This is a genomic window from Streptomyces sp. NPDC031554, assembly GCF_055580685.1.
In genome coordinates, this window is sequence record NZ_JBVIKX010000003.1 from 39,680 (window position 1) to 66,637 (window position 26,958).

The 26,958-nt window shown below is 73.6% G+C and carries 25 protein-coding genes; 11 read left to right on the top strand and 14 right to left on the bottom strand.

Going from position 1 to position 26,958, the window contains the following annotated elements:
* Nucleotides 1–141: 141 nt before the first annotated feature.
* Genes ACZ5FU_RS08860 through ACZ5FU_RS08880 form a run of 5 tightly spaced genes read right to left on the bottom strand, consistent with a single transcriptional unit; the run spans nucleotide 142 to nucleotide 5,577 of the window.
* A complete protein-coding gene (locus ACZ5FU_RS08860; RefSeq protein WP_451528359.1) occupies nucleotides 142–939 on the bottom strand; it encodes a type III pantothenate kinase in 798 nt (265 codons plus the stop codon).
* A 15-nt stretch (nucleotides 940–954) separates the two neighbouring features.
* Nucleotides 955–1,953: a carboxylating nicotinate-nucleotide diphosphorylase gene (gene nadC, locus ACZ5FU_RS08865; protein WP_468642643.1), complete on the bottom strand. Its 999-nt coding sequence runs from the start codon at nucleotides 1,951–1,953 to the stop codon at nucleotides 955–957.
* The gene (locus tag ACZ5FU_RS08870) at nucleotides 1,950–3,662 is read right to left on the bottom strand and encodes an L-aspartate oxidase (protein ID WP_468642641.1); all 1,713 of its coding nucleotides are present in this window, start codon (nucleotides 3,660–3,662) and stop codon (nucleotides 1,950–1,952) included. The genes nadC and ACZ5FU_RS08870 overlap by 4 nt, the downstream gene beginning before the upstream one ends.
* The gene (gene panC, locus ACZ5FU_RS08875; RefSeq protein WP_451528356.1) at nucleotides 3,659–4,651 is read right to left on the bottom strand and encodes a pantoate--beta-alanine ligase; all 993 of its coding nucleotides are present in this window, start codon (nucleotides 4,649–4,651) and stop codon (nucleotides 3,659–3,661) included. The genes ACZ5FU_RS08870 and panC overlap by 4 nt, the downstream gene beginning before the upstream one ends.
* The gene (locus ACZ5FU_RS08880) at nucleotides 4,648–5,577 is read right to left on the bottom strand and encodes a Rossmann-like and DUF2520 domain-containing protein (protein WP_469045116.1); all 930 of its coding nucleotides are present in this window, start codon (nucleotides 5,575–5,577) and stop codon (nucleotides 4,648–4,650) included. The genes panC and ACZ5FU_RS08880 overlap by 4 nt, the downstream gene beginning before the upstream one ends.
* Before the next feature lie 230 nt (nucleotides 5,578–5,807).
* On the opposite strand from ACZ5FU_RS08880, the gene ACZ5FU_RS08885 reads away from it, so the two are divergent.
* The gene (locus ACZ5FU_RS08885; RefSeq protein WP_469045264.1) at nucleotides 5,808–7,001 is read left to right on the top strand and encodes a threonine aldolase family protein; all 1,194 of its coding nucleotides are present in this window, start codon (nucleotides 5,808–5,810) and stop codon (nucleotides 6,999–7,001) included.
* A 168-nt stretch (nucleotides 7,002–7,169) separates the two neighbouring features.
* Nucleotides 7,170–8,276: a DUF5937 family protein gene (locus ACZ5FU_RS08890; RefSeq protein ID WP_468642636.1), complete on the top strand. Its 1,107-nt coding sequence runs from the start codon at nucleotides 7,170–7,172 to the stop codon at nucleotides 8,274–8,276.
* Between the two features lie 8 nt (nucleotides 8,277–8,284).
* Here ACZ5FU_RS08890 and ACZ5FU_RS08895 read toward each other — a convergent pair whose 3' ends face one another.
* From ACZ5FU_RS08895 to ACZ5FU_RS08910, 4 genes are all read right to left on the bottom strand, one after another.
* A complete protein-coding gene (locus ACZ5FU_RS08895) occupies nucleotides 8,285–8,521 on the bottom strand; it encodes a hypothetical protein (RefSeq protein ID WP_469045117.1) in 237 nt (78 codons plus the stop codon).
* Between the two features lie 117 nt (nucleotides 8,522–8,638).
* On the bottom strand, nucleotides 8,639–9,271 hold the full coding sequence (locus tag ACZ5FU_RS08900; RefSeq protein ID WP_468642632.1) for an AAA family ATPase: 633 nt from the start codon (nucleotides 9,269–9,271) through the stop codon (nucleotides 8,639–8,641).
* Nucleotides 9,272–9,362: 91 nt separating this feature from the next.
* Entirely contained in the window at nucleotides 9,363–10,034 is a 672-nt protein-coding gene (locus ACZ5FU_RS08905) for a response regulator (RefSeq protein ID WP_451528350.1), read from the bottom strand.
* Nucleotides 10,035–10,101: 67 nt separating this feature from the next.
* Nucleotides 10,102–11,307: a sensor histidine kinase gene (locus ACZ5FU_RS08910; protein ID WP_451528349.1), complete on the bottom strand. Its 1,206-nt coding sequence runs from the start codon at nucleotides 11,305–11,307 to the stop codon at nucleotides 10,102–10,104.
* A gap of 147 nt (nucleotides 11,308–11,454) precedes the next feature.
* Between ACZ5FU_RS08910 and ACZ5FU_RS08915 the strand changes: the two genes are divergently transcribed.
* Entirely contained in the window at nucleotides 11,455–12,483 is a 1,029-nt protein-coding gene (locus tag ACZ5FU_RS08915) for an SAM-dependent methyltransferase (protein ID WP_451780289.1), read from the top strand.
* Nucleotides 12,484–12,493: 10 nt separating this feature from the next.
* On the opposite strand, the gene ACZ5FU_RS08920 is transcribed toward ACZ5FU_RS08915, so the two are convergent.
* Entirely contained in the window at nucleotides 12,494–13,645 is a 1,152-nt protein-coding gene (locus ACZ5FU_RS08920) for an NADH-quinone oxidoreductase subunit D (protein ID WP_451780287.1), read from the bottom strand.
* 31 nt (nucleotides 13,646–13,676) lie between these two features.
* Between ACZ5FU_RS08920 and ACZ5FU_RS08925 the strand changes: the two genes are divergently transcribed.
* A complete protein-coding gene (locus tag ACZ5FU_RS08925) occupies nucleotides 13,677–14,183 on the top strand; it encodes a PH domain-containing protein (protein ID WP_469045118.1) in 507 nt (168 codons plus the stop codon).
* Nucleotides 14,180–15,514, top strand: a complete 1,335-nt coding sequence (locus ACZ5FU_RS08930; protein ID WP_451528345.1) for a PH domain-containing protein — start codon at nucleotides 14,180–14,182, stop codon at nucleotides 15,512–15,514. Before ACZ5FU_RS08925 ends, ACZ5FU_RS08930 begins: the two co-directional genes overlap by 4 nt.
* Nucleotides 15,515–15,602: 88 nt before the next feature.
* On the opposite strand, the gene ACZ5FU_RS08935 is transcribed toward ACZ5FU_RS08930, so the two are convergent.
* The gene (locus ACZ5FU_RS08935) at nucleotides 15,603–17,069 is read right to left on the bottom strand and encodes a hypothetical protein (RefSeq protein WP_469045119.1); all 1,467 of its coding nucleotides are present in this window, start codon (nucleotides 17,067–17,069) and stop codon (nucleotides 15,603–15,605) included.
* 126 nt (nucleotides 17,070–17,195) lie between these two features.
* Complete coding sequence (locus tag ACZ5FU_RS08940) at nucleotides 17,196–18,347, bottom strand: alpha/beta hydrolase (RefSeq protein WP_451528343.1); 1,152 nt, start codon at nucleotides 18,345–18,347, stop codon at nucleotides 17,196–17,198.
* 229 nt (nucleotides 18,348–18,576) lie between these two features.
* Here ACZ5FU_RS08940 and ACZ5FU_RS08945 point away from each other — a divergent pair, with 229 nt between their 5' ends.
* From ACZ5FU_RS08945 to ACZ5FU_RS08970, 6 genes are all read left to right on the top strand, one after another.
* Nucleotides 18,577–20,403 (top strand): phosphatidylglycerol lysyltransferase domain-containing protein, encoded by a 1,827-nt coding sequence (locus tag ACZ5FU_RS08945; protein ID WP_451780279.1) that lies wholly within the window; start codon nucleotides 18,577–18,579, stop codon nucleotides 20,401–20,403.
* Nucleotides 20,404–20,576: 173 nt separating this feature from the next.
* Nucleotides 20,577–21,563 carry a dihydropteroate synthase gene (folP, locus tag ACZ5FU_RS08950; RefSeq protein ID WP_451528341.1) on the top strand — a complete coding sequence of 329 codons (987 nt, stop codon included), beginning with the start codon at nucleotides 20,577–20,579 and terminating at the stop codon, nucleotides 21,561–21,563.
* The gene (locus tag ACZ5FU_RS08955; RefSeq protein WP_451528340.1) at nucleotides 21,560–22,081 is read left to right on the top strand and encodes a nuclear transport factor 2 family protein; all 522 of its coding nucleotides are present in this window, start codon (nucleotides 21,560–21,562) and stop codon (nucleotides 22,079–22,081) included. Before folP ends, ACZ5FU_RS08955 begins: the two co-directional genes overlap by 4 nt.
* Nucleotides 22,082–22,394: 313 nt before the next feature.
* Nucleotides 22,395–22,754 carry a dihydroneopterin aldolase gene (folB, locus tag ACZ5FU_RS08960; RefSeq protein ID WP_451528339.1) on the top strand — a complete coding sequence of 120 codons (360 nt, stop codon included), beginning with the start codon at nucleotides 22,395–22,397 and terminating at the stop codon, nucleotides 22,752–22,754.
* Nucleotides 22,751–23,362, top strand: a complete 612-nt coding sequence (folK, locus tag ACZ5FU_RS08965) for a 2-amino-4-hydroxy-6-hydroxymethyldihydropteridine diphosphokinase (RefSeq protein WP_451780275.1) — start codon at nucleotides 22,751–22,753, stop codon at nucleotides 23,360–23,362. Before folB ends, folK begins: the two co-directional genes overlap by 4 nt.
* A gap of 69 nt (nucleotides 23,363–23,431) precedes the next feature.
* Nucleotides 23,432–23,917: a DUF3180 domain-containing protein gene (locus ACZ5FU_RS08970; RefSeq protein WP_451528337.1), complete on the top strand. Its 486-nt coding sequence runs from the start codon at nucleotides 23,432–23,434 to the stop codon at nucleotides 23,915–23,917.
* Nucleotides 23,918–24,069: 152 nt separating this feature from the next.
* On the opposite strand, the gene folE is transcribed toward ACZ5FU_RS08970, so the two are convergent.
* Together folE and ftsH are read right to left on the bottom strand one after the other, a co-directional pair.
* The gene (gene folE / locus ACZ5FU_RS08975) at nucleotides 24,070–24,675 is read right to left on the bottom strand and encodes a GTP cyclohydrolase I FolE (protein ID WP_363092829.1); all 606 of its coding nucleotides are present in this window, start codon (nucleotides 24,673–24,675) and stop codon (nucleotides 24,070–24,072) included.
* A gap of 142 nt (nucleotides 24,676–24,817) precedes the next feature.
* Nucleotides 24,818–26,857 (bottom strand): ATP-dependent zinc metalloprotease FtsH, encoded by a 2,040-nt coding sequence (gene ftsH / locus ACZ5FU_RS08980; RefSeq protein WP_451528336.1) that lies wholly within the window; start codon nucleotides 26,855–26,857, stop codon nucleotides 24,818–24,820.
* Nucleotides 26,858–26,958: the final 101 nt, after the last annotated feature.

Consider the following 26,958-nt stretch of genomic DNA (forward strand, 5'->3'; position numbering starts at 1 on the left):
CCCACCAAATATTTTTGGGGGGTGGCGGGCTTGTTACCCCGGGGGGCCCCGCACTACCCCCCCGGGCGGCCCCCCCCCCCCCGGGGGCGGGCGGGGGGTGGGGGGGGGGGGCCCCCCCCCCCCACACCCCCGGCCGCCCGCTCACATCCGCGAGACGTTGCGTTCGTACACCAGACGCAGCCCGATCAGCGTCAGCCACGGCTCGTGCTCGTCGATCACCGAGGACTCGCCCAGCACCATCGGCGCCAGCCCGCCCGTGGCGATCACCGTCACGTCGTCGGGGTCCTCCGCCAGTTCCCTGGCCATCCGGCCCACGACCCCGTCGACCTGGCCGGCGAAGCCGTAGACGATGCCGGACTGCATCGCCTCGACGGTGTTCTTGCCGATCACGCTGCGGGGCCGGGCGACCTCGATCTTGCGCAGCTGCGCGGCCTTGACGCCCAGTGCCTCGACGGAGATCTCGATGCCGGGCGCGATGACGCCGCCGACGTACTCCCCGCGCGCGCTGATCGCGTCGAAGGTGGTCGCCGTGCCGAAGTCCACGACGATCGCCGGGCCGCCGAACAGTTCGTTGGCGGCGACCGCGTTGATGATGCGGTCGGCGCCGACCTCCTTGGGGTTGTCGAAGAGGATCGGTACGCCCGTCTTCACACCGGGTTCGACGAGCACCGCGGGGACGTCGCCGTAGTGGCGGCGGGTGACCTCGCGCAGCTCGTGCAGGACGGACGGGACGGTCGCGCAGATGGCGATGCCGTCGATGCCGTCACCCAGCTCCACCCCGAGGAGGGGGTGCATGCCCATCAGGCCCTGGAGGAGGACCGCCAGCTCGTCGGCCGTGCGGCGGGCGTCCGTCGAGATCCGCCAGTGCTCGACGATGTCCTCCCCGTCGAACAGGCCGAGCACGGTGTGCGTGTTGCCTACGTCGATCGTCAGCAGCATGGCCGGATCCCGCTCCTACTCCGCCGCTCGCAGGTCCAGGCCGATGTCCAGGATCGGCGAGGAATGGGTCAGGGCGCCCACGGCCAGGAAGTCGACACCGGTGTCGGCGTACGCCTTGGCGTTGTCCAGGGTGAGCCGGCCGGACGCCTCCAGCAGCGCGCGCCCGCCGACGACGCCGACGGCCTCCGCGCACTCCTCGGGCGTGAAGTTGTCCAGCAGGATCAGGTCGGCGCCGGCCTCCACGACCTCGCGCAGCTGGTGCAGGGTGTCGACCTCGACCTCGATCGGCACGTCCGGGAAGGTCTCCCGCACGGCCTGGAAGGCCTGGGCGACGCCGCCCGCGGCGACCACGTGGTTGTCCTTGACCAGCGCCGCGTCGGACAGCGACATGCGGTGGTTGACGCCGCCGCCGCAGCGCACGGCGAACTTCTCCAGCGACCGCAGGCCCGGCGTGGTCTTGCGGGTGTCGCGCACGCGTGCCCCGGTGCCCTCCAGGGCGTCCGCCCACGCGCGCGTGGCGGTCGCGATGCCGGAGAGGCGGCACATCAGGTTCAGCGCGCTGCGCTCGGCGGTGAGAAGGTCACGCGTGCGCGTGGTGACCGACAGCAGCTTCTGCCCGGCCTCCACGCGGTCGCCGTCCTCGACGTGCCGCTCGACCTCGAACTCGTCCGTGCAGACGATCGAGAGGACGGCCTCGGCGACCCTGAGGCCCGCCACCACGCCCGCCTCGCGCGCGGCGAAGTCGGCCGTGGCCACCGCGTCCTCGGGGATGGTCGCCACCGTCGTCACGTCCACGCCGTGGGCCAGGTCCTCCTGGATGGCGACGTTGGCGATGTCCTCGACCTCGACCGGGTCGAGCCCGGCGTCGGCCAGGAGCTGGGCGAGCGCGGGATCGAGCCCGCACTCCAGGTACTCCTCGTCGGTGAGGCCGGCGTCCGTGCCACAGGCACAGCCGTCGCCGCAGCCTCCGCTCGGGACGAGGGGAAGGTCCTCGGGGGTGCTCACTTCTGTCACTGCTCCTGCTGCCGGCGGGTCGGGGGGAAGTCTGCGGTATCGGTGGTGTGCACGGCGAGCGTCCGGTCCGGATTCAGCCGTACGACGATGTGGCGGCGCCAGTCGGTGTCGTCGCGCTCGGCACGGTCCTCGCGCCAGTGGCAGCCGCGGGTCTCCTCGCGCAGCCGGGCGGCGGTGACCAGGACGCGCGCCACGCACAGGAGGTTGGTGGCCTCCCAGGTGTCGACGCCGGGCTCGGCGGTCTTGCCGTTCTCGTCGAGGGCGTCGCGGGCCTCCGCGTGCAGTCGCTGGAGCTGCTCGGCGGCCTTCTCCAGGGAGCCGGCGGAGCGCAGGACGCCCGCGCCCTCGGCCATGATCCGCTGGATCGCGAACCGGGCCTCGGGGGCGAGGAGGGGGTGTGCGGGCCGGCCGGGGTGCTCGACGGGCGCGGGCACGCGCGCGGGGAGGCCGTCCGCCGACCGGCCCGCCGCGATGTCGGCGGAGATGCGCTCGGCGTAGACGAGGCCCTCCAGGAGGGAGTTGGAGGCGAGCCGGTTCGCGCCGTGCACGCCGGTGCAGGCGACCTCCCCGCAGGCGTAGAGGCCCGGCACGGTGGTCCGGCCGTGCGAGTCGGTGCGCACACCGCCGGAGGCGTAGTGGGCGGCCGGGGCGACCGGGACGGGCTCGGTGACCGGGTCGATGCCGTGCGCCCGGCAGGCGGCCAGGATGGTCGGGAAGCGGTGCTCCCACATCTCGGCGCCGAAGTGGCGGGCGTCGAGGTACATGTGCTCGGCGTCCAGCTCCTGCATGCGGCGCATGATGCCCTTGGCGACGATGTCCCGGGGCGCCAGCTCGGCCAGCTCGTGCTGCCCCAGCATGAAGCGCGTGCCGTCGGCGTCGACCAGGTGGGCGCCCTCGCCCCGCACCGCCTCGGAGACGAGCGGCTGCTGGCCCTCCGCGTCCGGGCCGAGGAACAGCACGGTCGGGTGGAACTGCACGAACTCCAGGTCGGAAACCTCCGCACCCGCGCGCAACGCGAGCGCGACGCCGTCGCCCGTCGACACGGACGGGTTGGTGGTCGCGGAGAAGACCTGCCCCATGCCGCCGGTGGCGAGGACCACCGCGGGCGCGTGCACGGCGCCCACGCCGTCGTGCTGGCCCTCTCCCATGACGTGCAGGGAGACGCCGGCGGTGCGGCCGTCGGCGTCCGTGAGGAGGTCCAGGACGAGCGCGTTCTCGATCGTGCGCAGCCCGCGCGCGCGGACCGCCTCGACGAGCGCGCGGGAGATCTCCGCACCGGTCGCGTCACCGCCCGCGTGCGCGATGCGGCGGCGGTGGTGGCCTCCCTCGCGGGTCAGCTCCAGGCCGCCCCCCTCGGACTCGTCGAAGTGGGCGCCGGTCTCGATGAGCCGCCGCACGGCGCCGGGGCCCTCGGTGACGAGGAGGCGTACCGCGTCCTCGTCGCACAGGCCCGCGCCCGCCACCAGCGTGTCCTCGAGGTGCTGTTCGGGCGTGTCGCCCTCACCGAGCGCGGCGGCTATGCCGCCCTGCGCCCAGCGGGTGGAGCCGTCGTCCAGACGGGCCTTGGTGACGACGACCGTCGTCAGTCCCGCGGCCTCGCAGCGCAGGGCGGCGGTGAGGCCGGCCACCCCGGAGCCGACGACCACGACGTCCGCGGAGATGGACCACCCGGGCGCGGGCGCGTGCAGTCGTATGCCTGTGCTGGTCACGAGGCGGCTCCGAAGGTGAGGGGGAGGTTGTCGATCAGCCGGGTCGCGCCGACCCGGGCGGCGACGGCGAGGACCGCCTCGCCGGTGAAGTCGTCGTCGACGTCGCCGAAGTCGGACGGGTCGACGAGGGCGAGGTAGTCCAGCCGCAGCGGCGGGACCATGCGCGCGGCCTCGTCCAGGACCGTGCGGGCGGCGGCCCGGACCGCGGCCACGGAGCCGGGGGCGGCCTTGGCCACGGCGTGCGCGTCGGCGGCCGCGCGGGACTCGCCCAGGGCGTTGAGCGCCTCCGCACGGGCACGGGTGGCGGGCACCTCACGCGCGCGTGCCCGCAGCGCCTCCTGCGCGGCGTGCCGGTCGCGGCCCGCGAACAGGGCCTGGGACAGGGCGAGCGCGGTGCGCCGCTCGGCCGGTGACAGGAAGCGGTTGCGGCTGGACAGGGCCAGGCCGTCCTCCTCGCGCGCGGTCGGCACGGCGACGATGTCGATGCCGAAGTCGAGGTCGCGCACCATGCGCCGGATCAGGGCGAGCTGCTGGGCGTCCTTCTGCCCGTACAGGGCCACGTCGGGGCGCGTCAGGTGCAGCAGCTTGGCGACGACGGTGAGCATGCCGTCGAAGTGCCCCGGGCGTGCGGCGCCCTCCAGGCGCTCCCCCATCGGGCCGGCGCTGACCCGGACCTGGGGCTCGCCGCCGGGGTAGACCTCGTCGACGGACGGGGCGAACACGACGTCGGCACCGGCCTCCTCGGCGGTCTTGAGGTCGGCGTCCAGGGTGCGCGGGTAGCGGTCGAGGTCCTCGCCCGCGCCGAACTGGAGCGGGTTGACGAAGACCGTGACGACGACCTCGCCCCCCGGCCCGGCGATCTCGCGCGCGGTGCGGACGAGGGTGGCGTGGCCCTCGTGCAGGGCCCCCATGGTCATCACCACGGCGCGGCGGCCCGCACGCGTGCGTGCGTGCAGTTCACCCGCGGTGCGCAGCAGGGTCGTGGTCATCGGGCATCTCCCTCGGCGCCGTCGGTCCCCTTGGCGAGTACCCCGAGGAGGTCCTCGGCGAGCTCCGGCTTGAGCAGGCCGCTGGCGAGGGCCCGGTCGGCCGTCGCGCGGGCCATCGCCAGATAGCCGTCGACGCTCTGCGGGGCGTGCCTGCGCAGCTCCGAGACGTGGGCGGCGACCGTGCCCGCGTCGCCGCGCGCGACGGGGCCGGTGAGCGCCGCGTCGCCGGAGCGCAGCGCGTTGTCCAGGGCGGCGCCCAGCAGCGGGCCGAGCATCCGGTCGGGGGCCTCGACGCCGGCCGCGCGCAGCAGCTCCAGCGACTGGGCGACCAGGGTGACGAGGTGGTTGGCGCCGAGGGCGAGGGCCGCGTGGTAGAGCGGCCGCCTCTCCTCGGCGATCCACTCCGGTTCGCCGCCCATCTCGATGACGAGGGCCTCGGCGGCCAGCCGCAGTTCGTCGGGCGCGGTGACGCCGAAGGAGCAGCCGGCCAGGCGCTGGACGTCCACCGCGGTACCGGTGAAGGTCATCGCCGGGTGCAGGGCCAGCGGCAGCGCGCCCGCGCGCAGGGCGGGGTCCAGGACCCGCGCGCCGTACCGGCCGGAGGTGTGCACGAGCAGTTGCCCCGGGCGGACGGCGCCGGTCTCGGCGAGGCCCTCGACGAGACCGGGGAGGGCGTCGTCGGGGACGGTCAGCAGCACGAGGTCGGCGCGCCGCAGGACCTCGGCGGGGGTGACGAGGGGGACGTCGGGCAGCATCGACGCGGCGCGTCGCCGGGAGGCGTCGGAGACACCGGAGACGGCGACCGGACGGTGCCCGGCGAGCTGCAGGGACGCGGCGAGGGCGGGACCCACCCGACCGGCGCCGACGACGCCGACGGTGAGCCGCGCGGGGCGGTCCCTGGGGTCTGGCTGTTGGACTGTACTCACGCGACGGCGGCCTTCCCGTTCCAGTCCGCTCTGGGTACCGGACGATTTCTCGTCATGTTAACGCGATCGGTTGCCGGGGACCCTGGTCGTCCACAGGCTGTGGGTGACCGCACTCCCCCTCCGGCGCGGAAACCGGGTGCCCGTACGGCCGCGCGCGCGAAATGATCCCCCGTATGAGCGATACGGCGGATCAGCCTCCACGGACGTACGAGCAGGAGCCGTCCGGCCCGATGTCGGACCCGGAGCCGGTGTCGGAGGACGAGCGGCGCGGGCGGCGCCGGGAGCGGCGGAGGCGCGCGGCCCGCGGCGCGCGGCGGGTGCTCACGCGTCCGGGGTTCCAGAGCACGGTCCGCCAGCGGCTCGCCCTCCTGGACGGGGCCGGTGAGGTGTACGACCTGGACGAGCCGGTGGACACGTACGGCGACGGCGTCGTCGCCGCCCTGGAGGCCGAGGTCGCCCGGCTGCTGGGCAAGGAGGCCGCCGCCTTCTTCCCGACCGGCACCATGGCGCAGCAGGTCGCCCTGCGGTGCTGGGCCGGACGCACCGGGAACCCGGCCGTGGCCCTGCACGGCAAGGCCCACCCGGAGGTGCACGAACGCGCGGCGTTCAGCCAGGTCAGCGGATTGCGCCCGGTCCGGCTGACCGACGAGCCCCGCCAGCCCACCGCCGAGGAGGTCCGCGACTGCGAGGAGCCCTTCGGGGCGCTGATGCTCGAACTGCCGCTCAGGGACGCCGGACACGTCCTGCCGTCCTGGCAGGAGCTGACCGAGCTCGTCGAGGCGGCGCGCGAGCGGGACGCGGTGGTGCACTTCGACGGCGCGCGCCTGTGGGAGTCGTCCGTCCACCTCGGCCGGCCGCTCGACGAGATCGCCGGGCTGGCGGACAGCGTCTACGTGTCGTTCTACAAGTCCCTCGACGGCTTCGGCGGCGCCGCGCTGGCCGGCCCGAGCACCCTGGTGGAGGAGGCGAGGACCTGGCGCCACCGCTACGGCGGCATGGTCTTCCAGCAGTTCCCCACCGCCCTGTCGGCGCTGCTCGGCCTGAAGCACGAGCTGCCCCGTCTGCCCTCGTACGTGCGGCACGCGCGCGTGGTGGCGGCCGCGCTGGCCGAGGGCTTCGCGGCGGCCGGACTGCCGTGGTCGCGCGTGCACCCCGAGGTGCCGCACACCAACGAGTTCCAGGTGTGGCTGCCGTACGACGCCGACGTCGTCGCCGAGGCCGCGATCCGTACGGCCGAGGAGACCGGGACCCTGCTCTTCGCCCGCGCCTGGGACGCGCCCGTACCGGGCCTGGCCGTCACGGAGGTCGACGTGCGCGCCCCCGGCCTGGAGTGGAGCGCCGGGGACGTGCGGACGGCGGTCGCCGACTTCGCGGCCCGGCTGGGGGAGGAGGACGCCGCGGCGCGGGGACGCACGGACGGGTAGGCGCCGGCCGGTGCCGCCGTCGGCCTCCGTGAGGGCCGGGCCCGGGGGACCGGCCCGGCACGCGCCGCCCCGCGCGGATCGCCGGCGGCGTCGAGTCGGCGAAGGCGTCGGTCGGCGACGGCGTCGGTCAGCGACGGCGTTGTCGGTGGCGGGATGCACCATGAGGGCATGAGCGTGAGCATCGACATCGCGGGGCTGCGGCCGGAGAGGGTCGCGATCGTGCCGTCCCCCCTCGCCGAGCTCGGCATGGCGCTGCACGCGCTGTCCGAGCCGGGGCACCATCCGGGTCTCCAGGGCTGGGTCACGGGTGTCACCGCGCGCCTGGACCCGCATCTCGCCGACCGGATGTGCGAGGCCGACTTCCTGTGGCGGTCGACGTTCTCGGACCTCTTCCTGCCCTACGCCGGCATCCCGGGGCGCAGCACGCTGCCGCGCGGGACGCTCGCCGAGGAACTGGACATCCTCGACGAACTCACGGACGAGCAGTTCGTGGACGCCGCGCTGGAGTTCACCTGCGTGATCACCTACGGCTCCTACGAGCCGCTGCTGCTCACGGACGAGCGCGTGCGGCGGCGGGCCCTGGAGGTGGCCGCCTCGCGCGGGCCCCGGCAGGTGCGGTTCACCCAGCGGCTGCTCGACGACCCGCCCGGCGTGCGCGCGTGGCTGCGGCGTTTCCTGGAGGACTGCGACGAGGCGTTCTTCGCGGAGGTCTGGTCACGGCTGGGCCACCAGCTGACGGCGGACGCCCGGCACAAGACGGAACTGCTGCGGCACCGCGGCCTGGCGGAGGCCCTGGCGGCGGTGTCCCCCGTCCTGAGCCTGGACGAGGCGGCCGGCCGGATCGAGGTCGACAAGCTCGTCGAGGGCCGTACGGTCACCGCGGGCGGCGGGCTGCTCCTGGTGCCGACCAGTCTGGGCTGGCCCCACCTCAGCGTGCTGCACCGCAGTGGCTGGCAGCCCGTGCTGCACTACCCCGTCGGATCCCCCGAGCCGGCCTCGCCGCCGTCGGTCGAGCAGCTCGCCCTGCGGATGACGGCCCTGTCCCACCCCGTCCGGATGCGGATCTGCCGCCATCTGGCCCGCAGCGCGTACACCACGAGCGAGCTGGCCCAGGTGCACGGCATGACCGCGCCCGAGATATCGCGGCACCTCGGCGTCCTGAAGAAGGCGGGCCTGATCACCACCCGCCGGCGCGGCCGGTACGTGCTGCACCAGCTCGACGTGACGAGGGTGGCCCGGCTGGGCAGCGACTTCCTGGAGGGGGTCCTCAGGTAGGGCGGGCGTCAGCCCGCAGGGCCGCCGGTGCCGGCCGCCGACCTCGCCGCGCGGCGGCGCGCCCGGCGGCGTCGCCGTCCGTCGCCGAGTTCTCCCCCGAGGATCGTGAGGACGGCGGCCGCGGCGCACACCGGAAGACTCGCCCGCTGGTCCACGAGGAGACCCAGGAGCCAGAAGGCCAGCGTCGTGCCGGCCCACCACGCGGCCCAGAGGGCGAGCGCTCTCCGTCCCGGAAGCAGTTTCACGCCGTCACCGTAGCCCGTCGGCCCTCCGGGCCTGCCGTCCGGATCACGCCGCGGACGCGGGGGCCGAGAGACCCTGCTCCCGCGAGGGGGACCGGGCGGCCCCGCCGGAGCCGGTCCTCAGTCGAACCGGATGTGCCCCAACCCCACCCGCACCTGGCGCAGTCGCGTGCGCAGCGCCCCTTCCGTGTTCGGCCGCAGGGTCAGCCCGGCCAGGACGGCGATGCGGTCGGCCGTCCTCGGCACGCTCGTGTGGTCCGTCCACAGGTGTTCGGCGAACTCCGGCTCGCGCAGCCGCTCCAGGCAGTGATCGAGCCGGCGAACGGCCCGACCGTCCCCGCGCACAGCCGCGTTCCCCGCGACGAAGAACCGCAGAAGACGCACCGGTCCGCGCTCACGCAGCCGCCTCAGCACGGTCTCCCGCTCGGCGAGGAGCGTGAAGTGGTGCACGTCGTGCCCCAGTTCGCGCAGCCGGCCGACGGTCTCGGCGAAGTGGCGCGGATCGGTGACCGTCATGGGGGCGATCACCACGCCGTCGTGCTCGCGGAGCGCCAGGTCGAGGACCTCGACGACCCCCTGCCGCCAGGACACCAGGTCCTGGAAGTCGCCCCGCAGGTCCGGCGGCAGCATGCGGCGCAGTCCGAAGCCGACGAGTTCGGGGTCGCAGACGACGCTGCCCGGCAGCCGTCGCCGGATCTCGTGTGCGGTCTGTGTCTTGCCGCCCCCGAAGGGACCGTTGATCCACAGGAGCATGCGCCGACCCTAGAGCCTGGCGGGCGTGCGCGGGGCGCGTTCGGAGGTGATCCTCACACCGCCGGGAAAGGCGCTGCCGGACATGTCCGGCTCAGCCGTGGCCCCCGGCCCGCACCAGCCCCGTCTCGTACGCCAGGACCACCACCTGCACCCGGTCGCGCAGTCCCAGCTTGGTCAGGATGCGCCCCACGTGGGTCTTGACGGTCGCCTCGGACAGCACCAGCCGCGCCGCGATCTCCCCGTTGGACAGCCCCTGGGCGACGAGGATCATGACCTCGCGCTCCCGCTCGGTGAGCCGCTCCAGCTCCTCGTGCCGGGGCTCCTTGCCCGCGCTGGGCAGCAGCGGCGCGAACCGGTCGAGGAGGCGGCGGGTGGTGGAGGGCGCGACGACCGCGTCGCCGCTGTGCACGGAACGGATCGCGGCGAGCAGTTCACCCGGCGGCACGTCCTTCAGCATGAAACCGGAGGCGCCCGCCTTCAGCCCCGAGAAGGCGTACTCGTCGAGGTCGAAGGTGGTCAGGATCAGCACCTTCGGCGGGTCCGGCTCCGCGCAGATGCGGCGGGTGGCCTCGACGCCGTCCAGTTTCGGCATGCGTACGTCCATCAGCACCACGTCGACGGGGGTGGAACGCACCACCCTGAGCGCCTCGACGCCGTCGCCCGCCTCCGCCACGACGTCCATGTCCGGCTGGGCGGCGAGCACCATCCGGAACCCGGTGCGCAGCAGCATCTGGTCGTCGACGAGCATCACGCGGATCGTCATCGAGTCCTCTTCCGTGAGTGGTGACAAGGGTCGGCACGGGGCGTACGCCGGTGTCGGTGCGCCGGTGTCAGTGCGCCGGTTTGAGCGGGAGCAGCGCGCTGATGCGGAATCCTCCGCCGGGGCGCGGGCCGGCGTCCAGCGTGCCGCCGACCATGCCGACCCGCTCCCGCATCCCGATCAGTCCGTGGCCCCGGCCGTCGGCGCCGCCCTCCTCGTACAGCTCGTGCGGCGCTCCCTTGCCGTCGTCCTCGACCAGCAGGCCGAGACCGTCGTCGAAGTAGACCAGGCGCACGCTGGCGCCCGCGTCCGGCCCCCCGTGCTTGCGCGTGTTGGTGAGCGCCTCCTGCACGATCCGGTACGCCGTCAGCTCGACGCCGCTGGGCAGGGGCCGCGGGGTCCCCTCGACCTTGAAGTCCACGGGCAGGCCGGAGCCGCGGCACTGCTGGACGAGGTCGTCGATCTGCTCGACGTCCGGCTGCGGGACGTACTCGCCGCCCTCCTCGTGCTCACCGGTGCGCAGGACGCCCAGCAGGCGGCGCATCTCGGCGAGGGCCTGCCGGCCGGTGGAGGAGATCGTCTCCAGGGCCTTCTTGGCCTGGTCGGGCGCCGCGTCGAGGACGTAGGCGGCGCCGTCGGCCTGCACCACCATCACCGAGACGTTGTGCGCGACGACGTCGTGCAGTTCGCGGGCGATGCGGGCGCGCTCGGCGGCGACGGCGACCTTCGCCTGCGCCTCGCGCTCCTTCTCCAGCCGCGCCGCGCGCTCCTCGAGCTGGGCGAAGTACGCGCGGCGGGTGCGCATGGAGTCGCCCAGCACCCAGGCCAGCGCGAACGGAACCGTCTGGAAGACGACTATGGCGATGTTGCCCGCCATGCTCGTCTGCTGGTTCGGCCAGCGCATCTGCGCCAGGGCCGCGGCGATCAGGCCCATGCCCAGCGCGAGCCGCGAAGCCCAGCGGGCGCCCGTCGCGGCGACCGTGTAGACGATCACCAGCAGGGCGAAGTCGGCGGCCGTGGTGGCCACGTCCAGCACGAGCTGGGCGAGGCCGAGCGCGCCGGCCAGCAGCAGCATCCGCTCCGGCACGCGCCGCCGGAGCGCCACCACCAGACCCAGCAGGAACGCGATCGGCACGAGCAGCGCCAGGGAGTCCGTCCCCCGGTGGTCCTGGCCGGAGGTGACGCCGGCCACCACGGAGATCCCGAACAGGACGAGGGCCCAGAAGCCGTCGACCAGGGTCGGGTGTCCGCGGAGGAAATCATAGAGACGCTGCACGTGACCCAGCGTAGGGAAGCGGGATGCGTGCAGGGGTCAACCGGAGGACCGATCCGGGCCCGGCGCGCGTACTCCGCAAGGTGGAGACCGTGATCACCTGGGCGCCTAGTCTGATCCGGTGGTGGAAACGATCCGGAGGGCGAAACGGTGACGGCCGCCGGCGGCCGGCGCGGCTGGCGGGCGGCGACCGAGGAGGCCCTGTACGGACCGCACGGCTTCTACCGGCGTCCCGAGGGTCCGGCCGGGCACTTCCGCACGTCCGTGCACGCCTCCCCGCTCTTCGCGCTGGCCGTGGCCCGGCTGCTGTGCCGGGTCGACGAGGCCCTCGGCCGGCCCGCGTCGCTCGACTTCGTCGACATGGCCGCCGGCCGCGGTGAACTGGTCACGGGCGTGCTCGACGCCCTGCCCGCCGACGTGGCCGCCCGCACACGCGCGTACGGCGTCGAGGTCGCCGCCCGTCCGGAGGGCCTGAGCCCTCGGATCACCTGGCTGTCCGCGCCTCCGCCGCGGGTCACCGGCCTGCTGTTCGCCAACGAGTGGCTGGACAACGTGCCGGTGGACGTCGCCGAGGTCGACTCCGCGGGTGTGCCCCGGCTGGTCCTGGTCGGCGACGACGGGACCGAGCGGCTCGGCGGGCCGGTGTCCGGGGCGGACGCGGAGTGGCTCGCGCGGTGGTGGCCGCTGCCGGGCGAGGAGGGGCTGCGGGCGGAGATCGGGCTGCCCAGGGACCGCGCCTGGGCCGCCGCCGTCTCCCGCGTCGCACGGGGGCTCGCGGTGGCCGTGGACTACGCGCACACGGCGCGGACCCGCCCTGCCTTCGGCACCCTCACCGGCTTCCGGGAGGGCCGCGAGACCGCTCCCGTCCCGGACGGCACGTGCGACATCACGGCGCATGTGGCACTGGACGCGTGTGCGCAGGCGTGCACTCCGGCGCACACGCCCGAGCGCCCGCTCCTCCTCAGCCAGCGCGCCGCCCTGCACGCCCTCGGGGTGGCGGGTGACCGTCCGGCGCTCGCGCTCGCCGCCACGGACCCCGCCGCGTACGTGCGGGCCCTCGCCGGCGCCGGGGAGGCGGCCGAGCTGACCGCGCGGGGCGGACTCGGGGACTTCGGATGGCTTCTGCGGCCGGTGGGCGTCCCCCCTCCGCTCGGCCCGCGCGTCCCGGCCGCCGGATGAGCCGCGCGGCCTACTTGTCGATGTCCCCGACGACGAAGAACAGCGATCCCAGGATCGCCACCATGTCCGCGACCAGCGTGCCCGGCAGCAGTTCGGTGAGCGCCTGGATGTTGTTGTAGGAGGCCGACCTCAGCTTCAGCCGGTACGGCGTCTTCTCGCCCTTGCTGACGAGGTAGTAGCCGTTGATGCCGAGGGGGTTCTCGGTCCACGCGTACGTGTGCCCCTCGGGCGCCTTGAGGACCTTCGGGAGCCGCTGGTTGACCGGGCCGGGCGGCAGGTCCCCGAGGCGGTCCAGGCAGGCGTCCGCCAGGTCGAGCGCGTTGTGCGTCTGCTCCAGGAGGCACTCGAAGCGGGCGAGGCAGTCGCCCTCGGTCCGGCCCACCACCTTCAGGGTGTCCCGGAGGTCGCCGTACGCGAGGTAGGGCTCGTCGCGGCGCAGGTCGAAGTCGACCCCGGACGCCCGCGCGATCGGTCCGCTCACGCCGTACGCGTGCACGGCCGCCGGGGTCAGGACGCCCACCCCGCGCGTGCGGCCCCGGAAGATCTCGTTGCCGAGCACGAGGTCGTCGTAGACGTCCATGCGCGAACGCACGGCGGCGACCGCACCGCGCGCGCGGGACGCCCAGCCGGCCGGAAGGTCCTCCTTGAGGCCGCCGACGCGGTTGAACATGTAGTGCATGCGCCCGCCGGACACCTCCTCCATGACGTTCTGGAGCACCTCGCGCTCGCGGAAGGCGTGGAAGACCGGCGTGATCCCGCCCAGTTCCAGCGGGTACGACCCCAGGAACATCAGGTGGTTGAGCACCCGGTTCAGCTCCGCCAGCAGGGTCCGCGTCCACACCGCGCGCGGCGGCACCTCCATGCCGAGCATCCGCTCCACGGCGAGGACCACGCCCAGTTCGTTGGAGAACGCCGACAGCCAGTCGTGGCGGTTGGCCAGCATGATGATCTGGCGGTAGTCGCGGGCCTCGAACAGCTTCTCCGCGCCCCGGTGCATGTAGCCGATCACCGGCTCCGCCTGCTGGATGCGCTCGCCGTCCAGCACCAGCCTGAGCCGCAGCACACCGTGCGTGGAGGGGTGCTGCGGGCCGATGTTGAGCACCATGTCGGTGCTCTCCGCGGCACCGCCGATCCCGACCGTGGTCTCCGTCGTGGGAGTCATGGCCCCAGTCTCCCCTACGTACGCTGGCCGCATGGAGACGGGGAGCACGACGGGCGCCGGGACGACGACGGACCCCGGGCCGCGGTGGACCGGGCTGCCGCCGGGCCTGCTGCGCATGCGGAGGCTGTTGCTGGTGGTGTGGCTGGGACCGGTCACCGTGGCCGCCGGAGTGCTGCCCGCCCTGTTCGCCGGCCCGGCGTGGGCCGCGTCCGCGCTGCTGCCCCTGGCGGGGGCCGTCTGGGGCTGGGCCGGACTCGGCCGCAACTGGCGCTCCTGGCGGTACGCCGAGCGCGCGGACGACCTGCTGATCAGCCGGGGCCTGCTCTGGCGCGAGGAGACGGTCGTGCCGTACGGGCGGATGCAGCTCGTGGAGGTGACCTCCGGTCCCGTCGAGCGGCACTTCGGTCTGGCCTGCGTGCAGTTGCACACGGCGGCCGCGGCGACCGACGCGAGGATCCCGGGTCTGGACCCGGCCGAGGCCGAACGGCTGCGGGACCGGCTGACCGCGCTGGGCGAGGCCCGATCGGCGGGGCTGTGACGGCGTCGGGCGTCGAGGAGGGCATACGGCCGGAGCGGGTCGTCGCCGAGCGGCGGCTGCATCCCGTGACGCCGTTCCGGCGGGCGTGGGCGCCCGTCGCCGTGGTCGTCGGGTGGGCGGCGCACGATCCGCACCAGGCGCAGGAGCAGCTGGCCCGGCTGACCACGGCGACCCTGGTCATCGCGCTCGCGGTGGTGGTGCCGGCGGCCTCGCTCTACGGGTTCCTGTCCTGGTGGTTCACCCACTTCTCGGTGACGGACAGCGAACTGCGCATCCGCACCGGCCTGGTGTTCCGGCGCACCGCGCACATCCGGCTCGAACGCCTCCAGGCGGTCGACGTCACCCAGCCGCTGCTCGCACGCGTCGCGGGCGTCGCGAAGCTCCGGCTCGACGTCGTCGGCGCCGACAAGAAGGACGAACTGGCCTTCCTGGGCGAGGCGGAGGCGCGCGCCCTGCGCGCGGAGCTGCTGGCGCGCGCGGCGGGCTTCGCGCCCGAGTCGGCGCACGAGGTGGGCGAGGCGCCCGCGTGCGAACTGCTGCGCGTGCCGCCGCGCGAACTGGCGGTCGCGCTGTTGCTGACCGGCGCCACCTGGGGCGCGCTCGCCGCCGCGCTCGTCGTGCCCCCGGTCCTGTGGCTGGCCACCCACAGCCTGTGGACGGTCCTCGCCACCGGTGTGCCGCTGCTGGGCGCGGCGGGCGCGCGCAGCGCCGGGCGGTTCGTCGGCGAGTACGACTGGACGGTCGGCGAGTCGCCGGACGGGCTGCGGATCGACCACGGTCTCCTCGATCGCGCGCACGAGACGGTGCCGCCCGGCCGCGTGCAGACGGTGCGCGTCGTCGAGCCGCTGCTGTGGCGGCGGCGCGGCTGGGTGCGGGTGGAGCTGGACGTGGCCGGCTCGGCCAACTCCGTGCTGGTGCCCGTCGCCCCGCGCGCCGCGGCCGAGGCCGTCGTCGCGCGCGTGCTGCCCGGTGTGCGGGTGCCCGCGGCGGCCGTCCCGTCCCGGCCACCGCGCCGGGCCGGCCGGTGCGTCCCGCTGTGGTGGCGGGGTTACGGCGTCGCGGTCACGGACACGGTGTTCGTCGCCCGGCGCGGACTGCTGCGCCGCAGTACGGCACTCGTGCCGCACGCCAAGGTGCAGAGCGTGCGCCTGTCCCAGGGGCCCTGGAAGCGGCTGTGGCGGCTCGCCGACGTCCATGTGGACACGGGGGCGGGCAAGACGGTGACGGCGCGGCTGCGGGACGCGCGGGAGGCCGCGGAACTGCTGCGCGGCCAGGCGGACCGGTCCCGGACCGGGCGCCGTGACGCGCGGTCCGACCGGTGGACGGCGTGAGCGCCGCGCACACCGCGGCCCGCCGCGCCCGAGTGGGCGTGGCGGGCCGGGAGGTGTGACGGTCCGGGAAGGCGTGACCGGCCGGCGTTCAGGAGGCGGCGCTGCGCAGTCCCTGGACGTCGATCTGCTCGGTCTCGTCGTGCTCGGTGAGGTCGATGACCTGGCCGACGGCCCGCGCGTGCTCGTCGGCCGGCTTGAACTCCGCCTCCGTCTCGGCCTTGTGCAGCGCGAGCGCCTCCTGGCCGACGACGTCGGCGAGGTCCTCGTTCTGCACGGCCTCCAGCGCGGCGGACGCCGGCTCCTTCTGCGTACCGAAGAAGTCGAAACCGCCTTCGGCCGCGGGACGTCGTGCCGGCTGCGCGGTCGGCGCGACGGCGACGGCGGTCGGGACGGTGAAGTGGCCGGAGGGACGCCGCACGGGGGCCTCGGAACGCGGGACGAGCACGCCGACGCCGGCGGAGGGGGCCGTCACGGGCGCTTCCGGGGCCTCGGCCGGGCCGGCCGGCCCGGTGGGCGGGGCGTCGTCGGCCTTCGTGCGCGCGACGGGCTCCTGCGGGGCGGGCTCTTCCTGGACGGGTCCCCGCGGGGCGGTCTCCCGCGAGACGGCCTCCCGGAGGGGCTCCGTCCCTTCCGGGGTGCCGTTCGTCCCGTCGGTCGGGTGGGCGGCGGTCGCGCGCGCGTGCTCGTCGACCGCCTCGGGCTTCCCCTCGGCCTCGTCCTCCCGCGCGGCCTCCGCGTCGCCGCCGGACTCGGCGGGGGCGGCGGCCCGGACGGGATCGGCCCCGGCGGGCTCGTCACCGGCCGCCGCGCTCCTCACCGGTTCCGGTCCGTCGGCGCCGAAACGGTCCAACGCCGCCTGTGCCCGCAGGAACAGCCGGGACCCGGACGGGGAGAAGACGGCGGGGGCCCGCGGCCCGTCCTCGGCGGAGCCGGCGTCCACGCCCGCGCTCCCGGACTCCGCGGTCTCCGTGGCGTCGGTGGCGTCGGCCTGCGTGGTCGCGCCGTCCTCGGCCGTCTCACGCGTCTCGTCGGTGGACCCGTCGGTCTCCGCCGTGTCGTCCTGCGCGGACCGCGCGGGCGGCAGCGCCAGCGACGGGACGGAGCCCTCTATCTCGAGCAGGCGGCGGCCCTCCAGGGCGCTCGCCCGCTCGGTCTCCGCGGTGGCGTAACGGCGCAGCAGGGACGCGTGCTCGTTGCGCAGGCCGGCCAGTTCGGCGCGCTTGGCCCGCAGCCGCTGCTCCAGCTTGACGCGCAGCTCGCGCGACTCCTCGAGGTCGCTCTCCAGTTCGGCGACCCGCTCCTCGTGGCGCCACTCGTCGCCCGCACGCGCACGCGTGAGGTCGGCCACCTGCTTGCCGGCCTGGATGTCCCAGCGGCGCATGACGAACGCGCTCGCGACCGCCGTCGCCGCCGCCGCGGCGGCCAGACCTCGGAGCACCAGTGGCTCCGTGAACACCCAGGGGCCGAGGGCGCAGACGAGGGAGACGCCTGCGATCGCCGAAGGGGGCAACAGCCGGTGCAAAGGTGGGGAATGGCGGTGACGTCCACGTGGCATGGCCAGAAACTTACCGCGCGTAGGCGAATGTTGGCGCCCCACCCCGTAAAAACACGGCCGTGGCGAAACCTTCACGGGACATCAGGAAACGGAGCGGTCACCGAATTCCCCGGAAATCAAGATCATTCATGATCGGCGGGGTGGTCCGCCGACGTCACCGGCCGCCCGGCCCCCGCCCAGCCGCCCGCTGATCCACTCCAGGGTCGGCGGGATCTCGCGCCGCCAGGTGTTGAAGTTGTGCCCGCCGCTTTCGAGGACGATCGACGAGATCCTCGTCCTGTGCGTGGCCTTCGCCAGTTCGATGAACTCCAGCGTGGCCTTGTAGTTGGATTCCCCCACCTTGCTGCTGGTGACGAGCAGCGAGGTGTCGGGCGCGGGCCGGTGTTTCAGGAACCACCGCAGATCGGCCTCGTGGCGTCGCGTCGCGTCACCGTGGAAGAGGTCACCGGTCGTCGGGTCGCTCGGCGCTTTGTAGTACGCCGACAGGCCCGCCCCCGCCCCGTAGACCTCGGGGTGGTGCATCGCCAGCTTCAGCGCGCAGTAGCCGCCCGTGGAGTCGCCTATGACGCCCCAGCTGCCGGGCCCGCTGTTCACCCTGTAGTGGGCCGCCACGGCGGCCGGCAGGTCCTCGGCGAAGAAGGACTCGGTCTGCGGTCCCCCGGGGACGTCCACGCACTCCGTGTCCCGCGGTGGCGCCACCGTCGGCCGCATCATCACCAAGATCATCGGCTGCATGCGGCCGTCCTCGGCGAGCCCGCGCGCGGTGCGCGGGTAGTCCAGCTTGTCCACGAGGGCCTCCGCCGTGCCCGGGTAGCCCGTGAGGACGACGGCCGCCGGGAACGTGCGCGCGCTGTGACGCGGATCGAAGTACTCCGGCGGCAGGTACACGAAGGCGGGCGAGGCGATGCGCGTCGTACGGCCGTCGACGGCGACCTTCTGGATCTGGCCGCCGAACTCCGGCCGCCCGCCGCCGCCCTCCACCCGACGGGTGTCGACCACCCGCAGCGGCCCGCCGCCCGCGTGGTCGACGACGACGCCCTGCTCGGTCTCCTGGCCGAACAGGTCCGCCCAGCTGGCGTAGAACCCGAAAGCCCGGTTCGCGGCGAGCCCCACGGCCGCGAAGAGGGCCAGCTGGGTGGCCAGCAGCAGGACGACGCGCGCGCCGACGGCCCGCCAACCCCGCCCGGCCAGACGCGGCCACTGCCACACGGTGCCGGCGAACAGCAGCACGGCGGACAGAACCGCCAGCAGCAGCACGGTTGTGCTCGTGAGACCCATCGGTGTTCCTGCCTGCGCTCTCCGTCCGGGTTCCCGTGGCCCCCGCTCCCCGCGAGGGCTTGTCCCGGACTTTCCCTGGCCTTTCCGGCGGCTTTGAGAAGACGAGTGAACCTCTCCCCCCGAGACACCGTCCTAGAGGGCGCAATGTCGCCGGATGCCCGATCGGCACCGGATTTCAAAGTCTCTCGCGGAACTACGGGATGCGATGTCTGTCAGGGAAGATGGGGAAATGTCGGTCGGGGTTCCGAAGCGATCAAGCCGGGTGCGCCGGTTGGTCAGGGGGCCGCGCCCCGAGGCCGTGCCCGCCCTCGTCGGCCGGGCCTGTGCCCTGGTGGGCATGCTGGACGTCGCCGCCGGGGTCTTCCCGCGGTTCCGCCACAGCCGTATGCACACCATGGCCGAGGTGCTCCCCGGCGCGTTCGGGCCGTTCGCCGCGGCGCTGTCGCTGAGCGCCGGCGTCCTGCTGCTGCTCCTCGCCCACGGCCTCAAGCGCAGCAAGCGGCGGGCGTGGCGCGCGGCGGTCGCCCTCCTCCCGGCGGGCGCCGTCGCCCAGTTCACCTACCGGCACTCGCTGGTCGGCGCGCTGATCTCCGTCGCCCTCCTGGTGCCGCTCCTGCGCCACCGCGACCAGTTCGCGGCCCTGCCCGACCCGCGCAGCCGCTGGCGCGCGCTGGCCAACTTCGTCCTCATGGGTGCCGGTTCCCTCGGCCTGGGCCTCGTCATCGTCAGCGCCCACCCGCGGCGCATGGTCGGCGACCCGAGCCTCGCCGACCGCCTCACCCACGTCCTGTACGGCCTCTTCGGCTTCGAGGGCCCGGTCGACTACCAGGGCAACGCCTCCTGGACGGTCGCCTTCTCCCTCGGCGCCCTCGGCCTGCTCACCGCCATCACCACCGTCTACTTCGCCTTCCGTCCGGAACACCCGGCCGCGCGCCTCACCGAGGAGGACGAGGTCCGGCTGCGCGGCCTGCTGGCCAAGCACGGCCGGCGGGACTCGCTCGGCCACTTCGCGCTGCGCCGCGACAAGGGCGTCGTCTTCTCCCCCAGCGGCAAGGCCGCCGTGACCTACCGCGTCGTCTCCGGTGTGATGCTCGCCAGCGGCGACCCCATCGGCGACGTCGAGGCCTGGCCCGGCGCCATCGAGCGCTTCATGGACGAGGCCAGGGCCCACTCCTGGACGCCCGCCGTCATGGGCTGCTCGGAGACCGGCGGCGAGGTGTGGACCCGCGAGACCGGACTGGACGCCCTGGAACTGGGTGACGAGGCGGTGGTGGACGTCGCGGATTTCTCGCTGGCCGGCCGCGCGATGCGCAACGTGCGCCAGATGGTCAAGCGCATCGAACGCGCCGGGTACGAAACCCGGGTCCGACGTGTCCGTGACCTCGGCGAAGGCGAGCTGGAGCGGATCCGGCGCGCCGCCGAGGACTGGCGCGGCACCGACACCGAGCGCGGCTTCTCCATGGCACTCGGCCGCATCGGCGATTCCACCGACGGGGACTGCCTGATCGCCACCGCCCACAAGGCCGACGTCGAACCGGGCCCCTACGGCGACCTGAAGGCGATCCTGCACTTCGTGCCCTGGGGCCCGGACGGCGCCTCCCTGGACCTGATGCGACGCGACCGCTCGGCGGACCCGGGCATGAACGAGCTCCTGATCGTCGCCGCCCTCCAGGCCGCCCCCCGGTTCGGCATCGCGCGCGTGTCGCTCAATTTCGCGATGTTCCGCTCGGCCCTGGCCCGCGGCGAGAAGATCGGCGCCGGTCCGGTGCTGCGCGCCTGGCGCGGACTGCTGGTCTTCCTCTCCCGCTGGTTCCAGATCGAGTCGCTGTACAAGTTCAACGCCAAGTTCCAGCCGCGCTGGGAACCCCGGTTCGTCGTCTACCGCGCCTCCGGCGACCTGCCCCGCATCGGCTTCGCCGCCATGCAGGCGGAGGGCTTCGTCAACCTCGCCCTGCCCCTGCCGCGCTTCCTGCGCCGCCGTACGTCCCCGGCACGCGCGTGTGCCCACATGGTGGCCGAGCGCGCGGTGACCGAGAGGGACGTACGGGCGGCGTAGGTCCTGCCCGGCGGATCGTGCCGGGCAAGGACCCGGCCGGACCTCCCGTGGCGGGCGGAGCGGCCCGGACGCCCGCGGGACCGGGGTCCGGGCGGCGGCTCCACCCCCCGGCCCCGGAGCCGCCGCCCGGGCCGCCCGGCAGTGCGGTCCCCCGCTGGGCCTACGCTGAACATATGAGCAAGCAGAGCGGACGAGGGCGCGTCGCCGGCCTTCCGGACTGGGACCGCTGCGCGGTCATGGGGGTCGTGAACGTGACCCCCGACTCCTTCTCGGACGGCGGCCGCTGGTTCGACACGACGTCCGCCGTCAAACACGGACTCGCGCTGGTGGCCGAGGGGGCCGACCTGGTGGACGTGGGCGGCGAGTCCACTCGTCCGGGTGCCACCCGCGTCGACGAGGCCGAGGAACTCCGGCGTGTCGTCCCCGTCGTCCGCGGCCTCGCCTCCGAGGGCGTCGTCGTCTCCGTCGACACCATGCGCGCCTCCGTCGCCGCCGGGGCCCTCGCCGCGGGCGCGGCCCTCGTCAACGACGTCAGCGGCGGCCTCGCCGACCCCGAGATGATCCCGGTCGTCGCCGACGCCGGCGCCCCCTTCGTCGTCATGCACTGGCGCGGCTTCCTCGAGGGCGGCAACGTCAAGGGCGTCTACGACGACGTCGTGCGCGAAGTCGTCGAGGAACTGCGCGAGCGCGTGGACGCCGTCCTCGCGGGCGGCATCGCCCCCGACCGGGTGGTCGTCGACCCGGGACTCGGCTTCTCCAAGGAGGCCGGCCACGACCTCTCCCTCCTCGCCCGTCTCGACCGGCTGCACGGCCTGGGTCACCCCCTGCTCGTCGCCGCCTCCCGCAAGCGGTTCCTCGGCCGGGTGCTGGCGGGGCCGGAGGGCGCGCCCCCGCCCGCGCGCGAGCGGGACGCCGCCACGGCCGCCGTCTCCGCGCTCGCGGCGCAGGCCGGCGCGTGGGCGGTGCGCGTGCACGAGGTGCGCGCGACGGCGGACGCGGTACGCGTCGCGCGCGCCGTGGAAGGAGCGCGCGAGGAAAGTCACGCGCCCGGCGCCGGCCGGCCGGCCGGGGCGCCCGGGACGTACGACATGCCCGCCCCGCAGGACACGCGCACCTCGCACACCCCCCACCCCCCGCACGGCGCGGAAGGAGCCCGGTGAGCGCCCCCCACACGGACGTCGAACAGGTCGAGGCCGCCAACACCGCCTTCTACGAGGCGCTCGAGCGCGGTGACTTCGAGGAGGTGTCCTCGATCTGGCTCACCCCCTCCGACCTGGGAGTCGACGAGGAGTACCACGACCCGGCGGACGTGGGCGTGGTCTCCTGCGTGCATCCGGGATGGCCGGTGCTCACCGGGCGCGGCGAGGTGCTGCGGTCGTACGCGCTGATCATGGCGAACACCGACTACATCCAGTTCTTCCTCACCGACGTGCACGTGTCCGTCACCGGCGACACGGCCCTGGTGACCTGCACCGAGAACATCCTCAGCGGCGGTCCCGCCCCGGAGGCCGGCGAGGAGCTGGGGCCCCTCGTGGGCCAGCTGGTGGTCGCCACGAACGTGTTCCGCCGCACCCCCGACGGCTGGAAGCTCTGGTCGCACCACGCGTCCCCGGTCATGGCCGAGAACACCGAGAACGCCGAGGACGACACGGACCCGGACGAGGAGACCCCCTCCTGAGCGGACGGCTCGCGAGCGAGTGGACGGCTCCTGAGCGAACGGACGGCTCCCGAGCGGACGGCACGGGCTCCGGGTGGGCCACCGGGGCCGGGACGTGGCGGGGATCACGAGGGCCGCGGTGAGGACCGCCACCGGCCCGTGGGCCACCGGGTTCCCCTGAGGGGAACACCCGGTGAATCCTCCCCGACCCGACCCGGCCGGCGCCCCCGTGGCCCGGCCCGGCCGACGCCCGCGGGTAGATTCGTCCGGGGCCGGTGTGCCGTCCGCACACGGCAGGGACCGGCCGTTCCCGACGACTGCAGGAGTGATTCGCGTGGATCGTGTCGCGCTGCGCGGCCTCAAGGCCCGCGGGTACCACGGAGTGTTCCCCCGGGAGCGCGAGGAGGGCCAGACCTTCATCGTGGACCTCGTCCTGGGCCTGGACACCCGACCGGCCGCGGCCGACGACGACCTGACGAAGACCGTGCACTACGGCATCGTGGCGGAGGAGGTCGTGGCCGTCGTCCAGGGCGATCCGGTCGATCTCATCGAGACGCTCGCCGAGCGCATCGCCCAAACCTGCCTGAAGCACGAAGAGGTCCAGGAGGTCGAGGTCTGCGTCCACAAGCCGGACGCGCCGATCACGGTCCCCTTCGACGACGTGACCGTCACCATCACCCGGAGCCGAGCATGACCGCGTTCTTCGCCGGGGGTCAGAGCGACCCGACCGTACAGCCGGTGCCCGCCTCCGTCGTCGAACAGGTCGACGCCGCCGACACCACCCTCCACAACCCCCAGCGGGCCGTGATCTCCATCGGCTCCAACCTCGGCAACCGTCTGGAGAACCTCCAGGGCGCCGTCGACGCCCTGGAGGACACCCCCGGCGTGCGCGTCAAGGCGGTCTCCCCGGTGTACGAGACCGAGCCGTGGGGCGTGGAGCCGGGCAGCCAGCCCTCGTACTTCAACGCGATCGTCGTCCTGAAGACCACCCTGCCCCCGTCGTCGCTCCTGGAGCGGGCGCAGGCGGTCGAGGAGGCCTTCCACCGCGTGCGGGACGAGCGCTGGGGCGCCCGCACCCTGGACGTGGACATCGTCGCGTACGCCGACGTCGTCTCCGACGACCCGTCGCTGACCCTGCCTCACCCGCGCGCCCACGAACGCGCCTTCGTGCTCGCCCCGTGGCACGACGTGGAGCCCGGCGCCCAGGTGCCCGGGCGCGGCGCGGTCGCCGAGCTGCTCGACACCGTCACCCGCGAGGGAGTGGCCGCCCGGGAGGACCTGGAACTCCGGCTGCCCGAGTAGTCGTTAAGGTCAGGACGACGACCGTCCACGGCCACCGGCCGTGGAACCCGGGGGAATCGAAGGGACACCGTGAGAGAGCTGCGCATCAGGATGCTGGCCGGCGTCTTCGTCGTCGCCGGCGTTCTGTCGTGGGCGGGCGCCCGCCTCTGGAACTCGGTGGGGACCCTGCCGAGCGTTCCGCTGGCCGCCCCCGTCGTCCTCGCCGTGATCGCGGTGGTGCTGCTGGCCACGGCGCTCTCGATCCGCTCCCGCCTCAAGGCGCAGCGCGAGCGCCGCCCCGAGGCCAAGGGCGTCGACCCCCTGATGGCGGCCCGCGCGGTCGTCTTCGGCCAGGCCAGCGCGCTGGTCGCCGCCCTCGTCGCCGGAATGTACGGCGGTGTGGGCGTCTTCCTGCTGGAGTCACTCGACATCCCCGCCCGCCGCGACCAGGCGATCTACGCCGGGTTCTCGGTCCTGGCCGGTGCCGGCGTCATAGCGGCGGCCCTCTTCCTGGAGCGCGTCTGCAAGCTCCCCGAGGACGACGACGACAACTCGGGAGCGGCCCCGGCGGCGTGAGGAACGGCCCCGGCGGAGTGGCGGCGGGCGGGGAAGCACCGCCGACCGCCCCACCCCGCCCCTCGTTCCGTCCCGGTCCTCCCCGTCCTCCCGGCCGTCACAGCTCGCCTCGGCGGCGCCGTGAGCCGTCTCAGCGGCCCTCGTGAGCCGTCTCAGCGCGCCATGATCAGGCTCATCGCCTCGTTGCGGGTCGCCGCGTCCCGCAGCTGTCCGCGCACCGCCGACGTGAGGGTCTTGGCACCGGGCTTGCGGATCCCGCGCATGGACATGCACATGTGTTCGCACTCCACGACGACGATGACTCCGCGCGGCTCCAGGATGTCCATCAGGGAGTCCGCGATCTGCGTGGTGAGACGTTCCTGCACCTGGGGGCGCCGGGCGTAGACGTCCACCAGGCGGGCCAGCTTCGACAGGCCGGTGATCTTCCCGCTGGTGGCCGGGATGTACCCGACGTGAGCGACACCGCGGAACGGCACCAGATGATGCTCGCAGGTGCTGTAGACCTCGATGTCCTTCACGAGCACCATCTCGTCGTGCCCCAGGTCGAACGTCGTCGTCAGCACGTCCTCGGGCTGCTGCCACAGGCCCGCGAAGATCTCCCGGTAGGCGCGGGCCACCCGCCCGGGCGTCTCCCGCAGCCCCTCCCGGTCGGGGTTCTCGCCGACCGCGATGAGCAGTTCGCGTACGGCGTTCTCGGCCCGCTTCTCGTCGAACTCGCCGACGGGCCCCTCGCCGTCCAGCGTCACGGGGTCGGTCATCCTGGTGCCTCGTTCCTGTACGGGTCGCATGTGGTGGACGCGTGATCGTGCGGTCACAGCCGAAATGCCGCGTCCCCCAGGCTAGAACCTGGGGGACGCGGCATGCATTCCGGCCCTGGTGGGAGCACCGGGGGCCAGAGCGTCAGCTCTCGGGACGCTCCTCGGGGGCCGGCTCGGCCACCGGGGCGGGGTCCACCACCGAGGACTTGGCGGTGCTGATCGCGGGGGCCGCGCCGTTGGCCCCGTTGGTCAGTGCCAGCTCCCGGGGGGAGAGCACCGGCGGACGGGTGGACGGCGTGCGCCGCGAGGAACCGGTCCACGCGGGACGTGCCGGGCGCTTGACGATGGCGGAGAAGATCTCGGCGATCTCCTCCTTGTTCAGCGTCTCCTTCTCCAGCAGCCGCAGCACCAGGTTGTCGAGGACGTCGCGGTTCTCGACCAGGATCTCCCAGGCCTCGTTGTGCGCGTTCTCGATGAGCTTCTTGACCTCTTCGTCGACCAGCGCGGCGACCTCTTCCGAGTAGTCGCGCTGGTGGGCCATCTCACGGCCGAGGAACGGCTCGGTGTTGTCGCCGCCGAACTTGATGGCGCCGAGACGCTCGGTCATGCCGTACTGGGTGACCATCGCGCGGGCCGTGGCCGTGGCCTTCTCGATGTCGTTCGCGGCACCGGTGGTCGGGTCGTGGAAGACCAGTTCCTCGGCGGCGCGACCGCCCAGCATGTAGGCGAGCTGGTCGAGCATCTCGTTACGGGTGGTCGAGTACTTGTCCTCGTCCGGGAGCACCATCGTGTAGCCCAGGGCGCGGCCGCGGGACAGGATGGTGATCTTGTGCACCGGGTCGGAGTTGGGAGAGGCCGCCGCGACCAGGGCGTGACCGCCCTCGTGGTACGCGGTGATCTTCTTCTCCTTGTCCGACATGATCCGGGTCCGCTTCTGCGGGCCCGCGACCACACGGTCGATCGCCTCGTCCAGCATCTGGTTGTCGATCAGCTTCTTGTCCGAGCGGGCCGTGAGCAGCGCGGCCTCGTTCAGCACGTTGGAGAGATCGGCACCCGTGAAGCCGGGGGTGCGGCGGGCGACGGCGGACAGGTCGACGTCGGACGCGACCGGCTTGCCCTTCTGGTGGACCTTGAGGATCTCCAGACGGCCCTGCATGTCCGGGCGGTCGACCGCGATCTGGCGGTCGAAGCGGCCGGGGCGCAGCAGCGCCGGGTCGAGGATGTCCGGCCGGTTCGTGGCGGCGATGAGGATCACGCCGCCCTTCACGTCGAAGCCGTCCATCTCGACGAGCAGCTGGTTCAGCGTCTGCTCGCGCTCGTCGTGACCGCCGCCGAGGCCGGCGCCACGGTGACGGCCGACCGCGTCGATCTCGTCGACGAAGACGATCGCCGGGGCGTTCGCCTTGGCCTGCTCGAAGAGGTCGCGCACTCGGGAGGCACCGACACCGACGAACATCTCGACGAAGTCGGAACCGGAGATCGAGTAGAAGGGAACGCCCGCCTCGCCGGCGACGGCGCGCGCGAGCAGGGTCTTGCCGGTGCCGGGAGGCCCGTACAGGAGCACGCCCTTGGGGATCTTGGCGCCGACGGCCTGGAACTTCGCCGGTTCCTGGAGGAACTCCTTGATCTCGTGGAGCTCCTCGACGGCCTCGTCCGAGCCGGCGACGTCCGCGAACGTCGTCTTCGGCGTGTCCTTGGTGATGAGCTTCGCCTTGGACTTGCCGAAGTTCATGACGCGGGAGCCGCCGCCCTGCATCTGATTCATCAGGAACAGGAAGACCACGACGATGAGGACGAAGGGGAGCAGGGACAGCAGAATCCCGACGAAGGCGTTCTGCTTCGTCGGAGAGACCGTGTAACCGTCCGGGATCTGCTTGTCCTGGTACTTGGTCTGCAGCGTATTGGCGATGGTCACGCCCTGGTCGCCGATGTAGCTCGCCTGGATCTTCGAGCTGCCCTCGACCTTTGTACCGTCCTTGAGCGTGACCTTGATGGTCTGCTCGTCACCGGTGGTGAGCTTGGCCGACTCGACCTTGTTGTCGTTGATCGCTGCAATGACCTGGCCGGTGTCCACCGTCTTGTGACCGCCGGACGAGCCGACGACCTGCATCAACACGACCACGGCAAGGACGGCCAGCACGATCCACATGACCGGCCCACGGAAGTATCGCTTCACGTCCATCCATACGGAGCGGTGCCGCCCCGTCCCTCCTGCCATAGTGAGTTTGATAAGACAGTTCTTCTGACGGTACCCCAGCATTGTCGCGCGAAGCCGCACGGGGA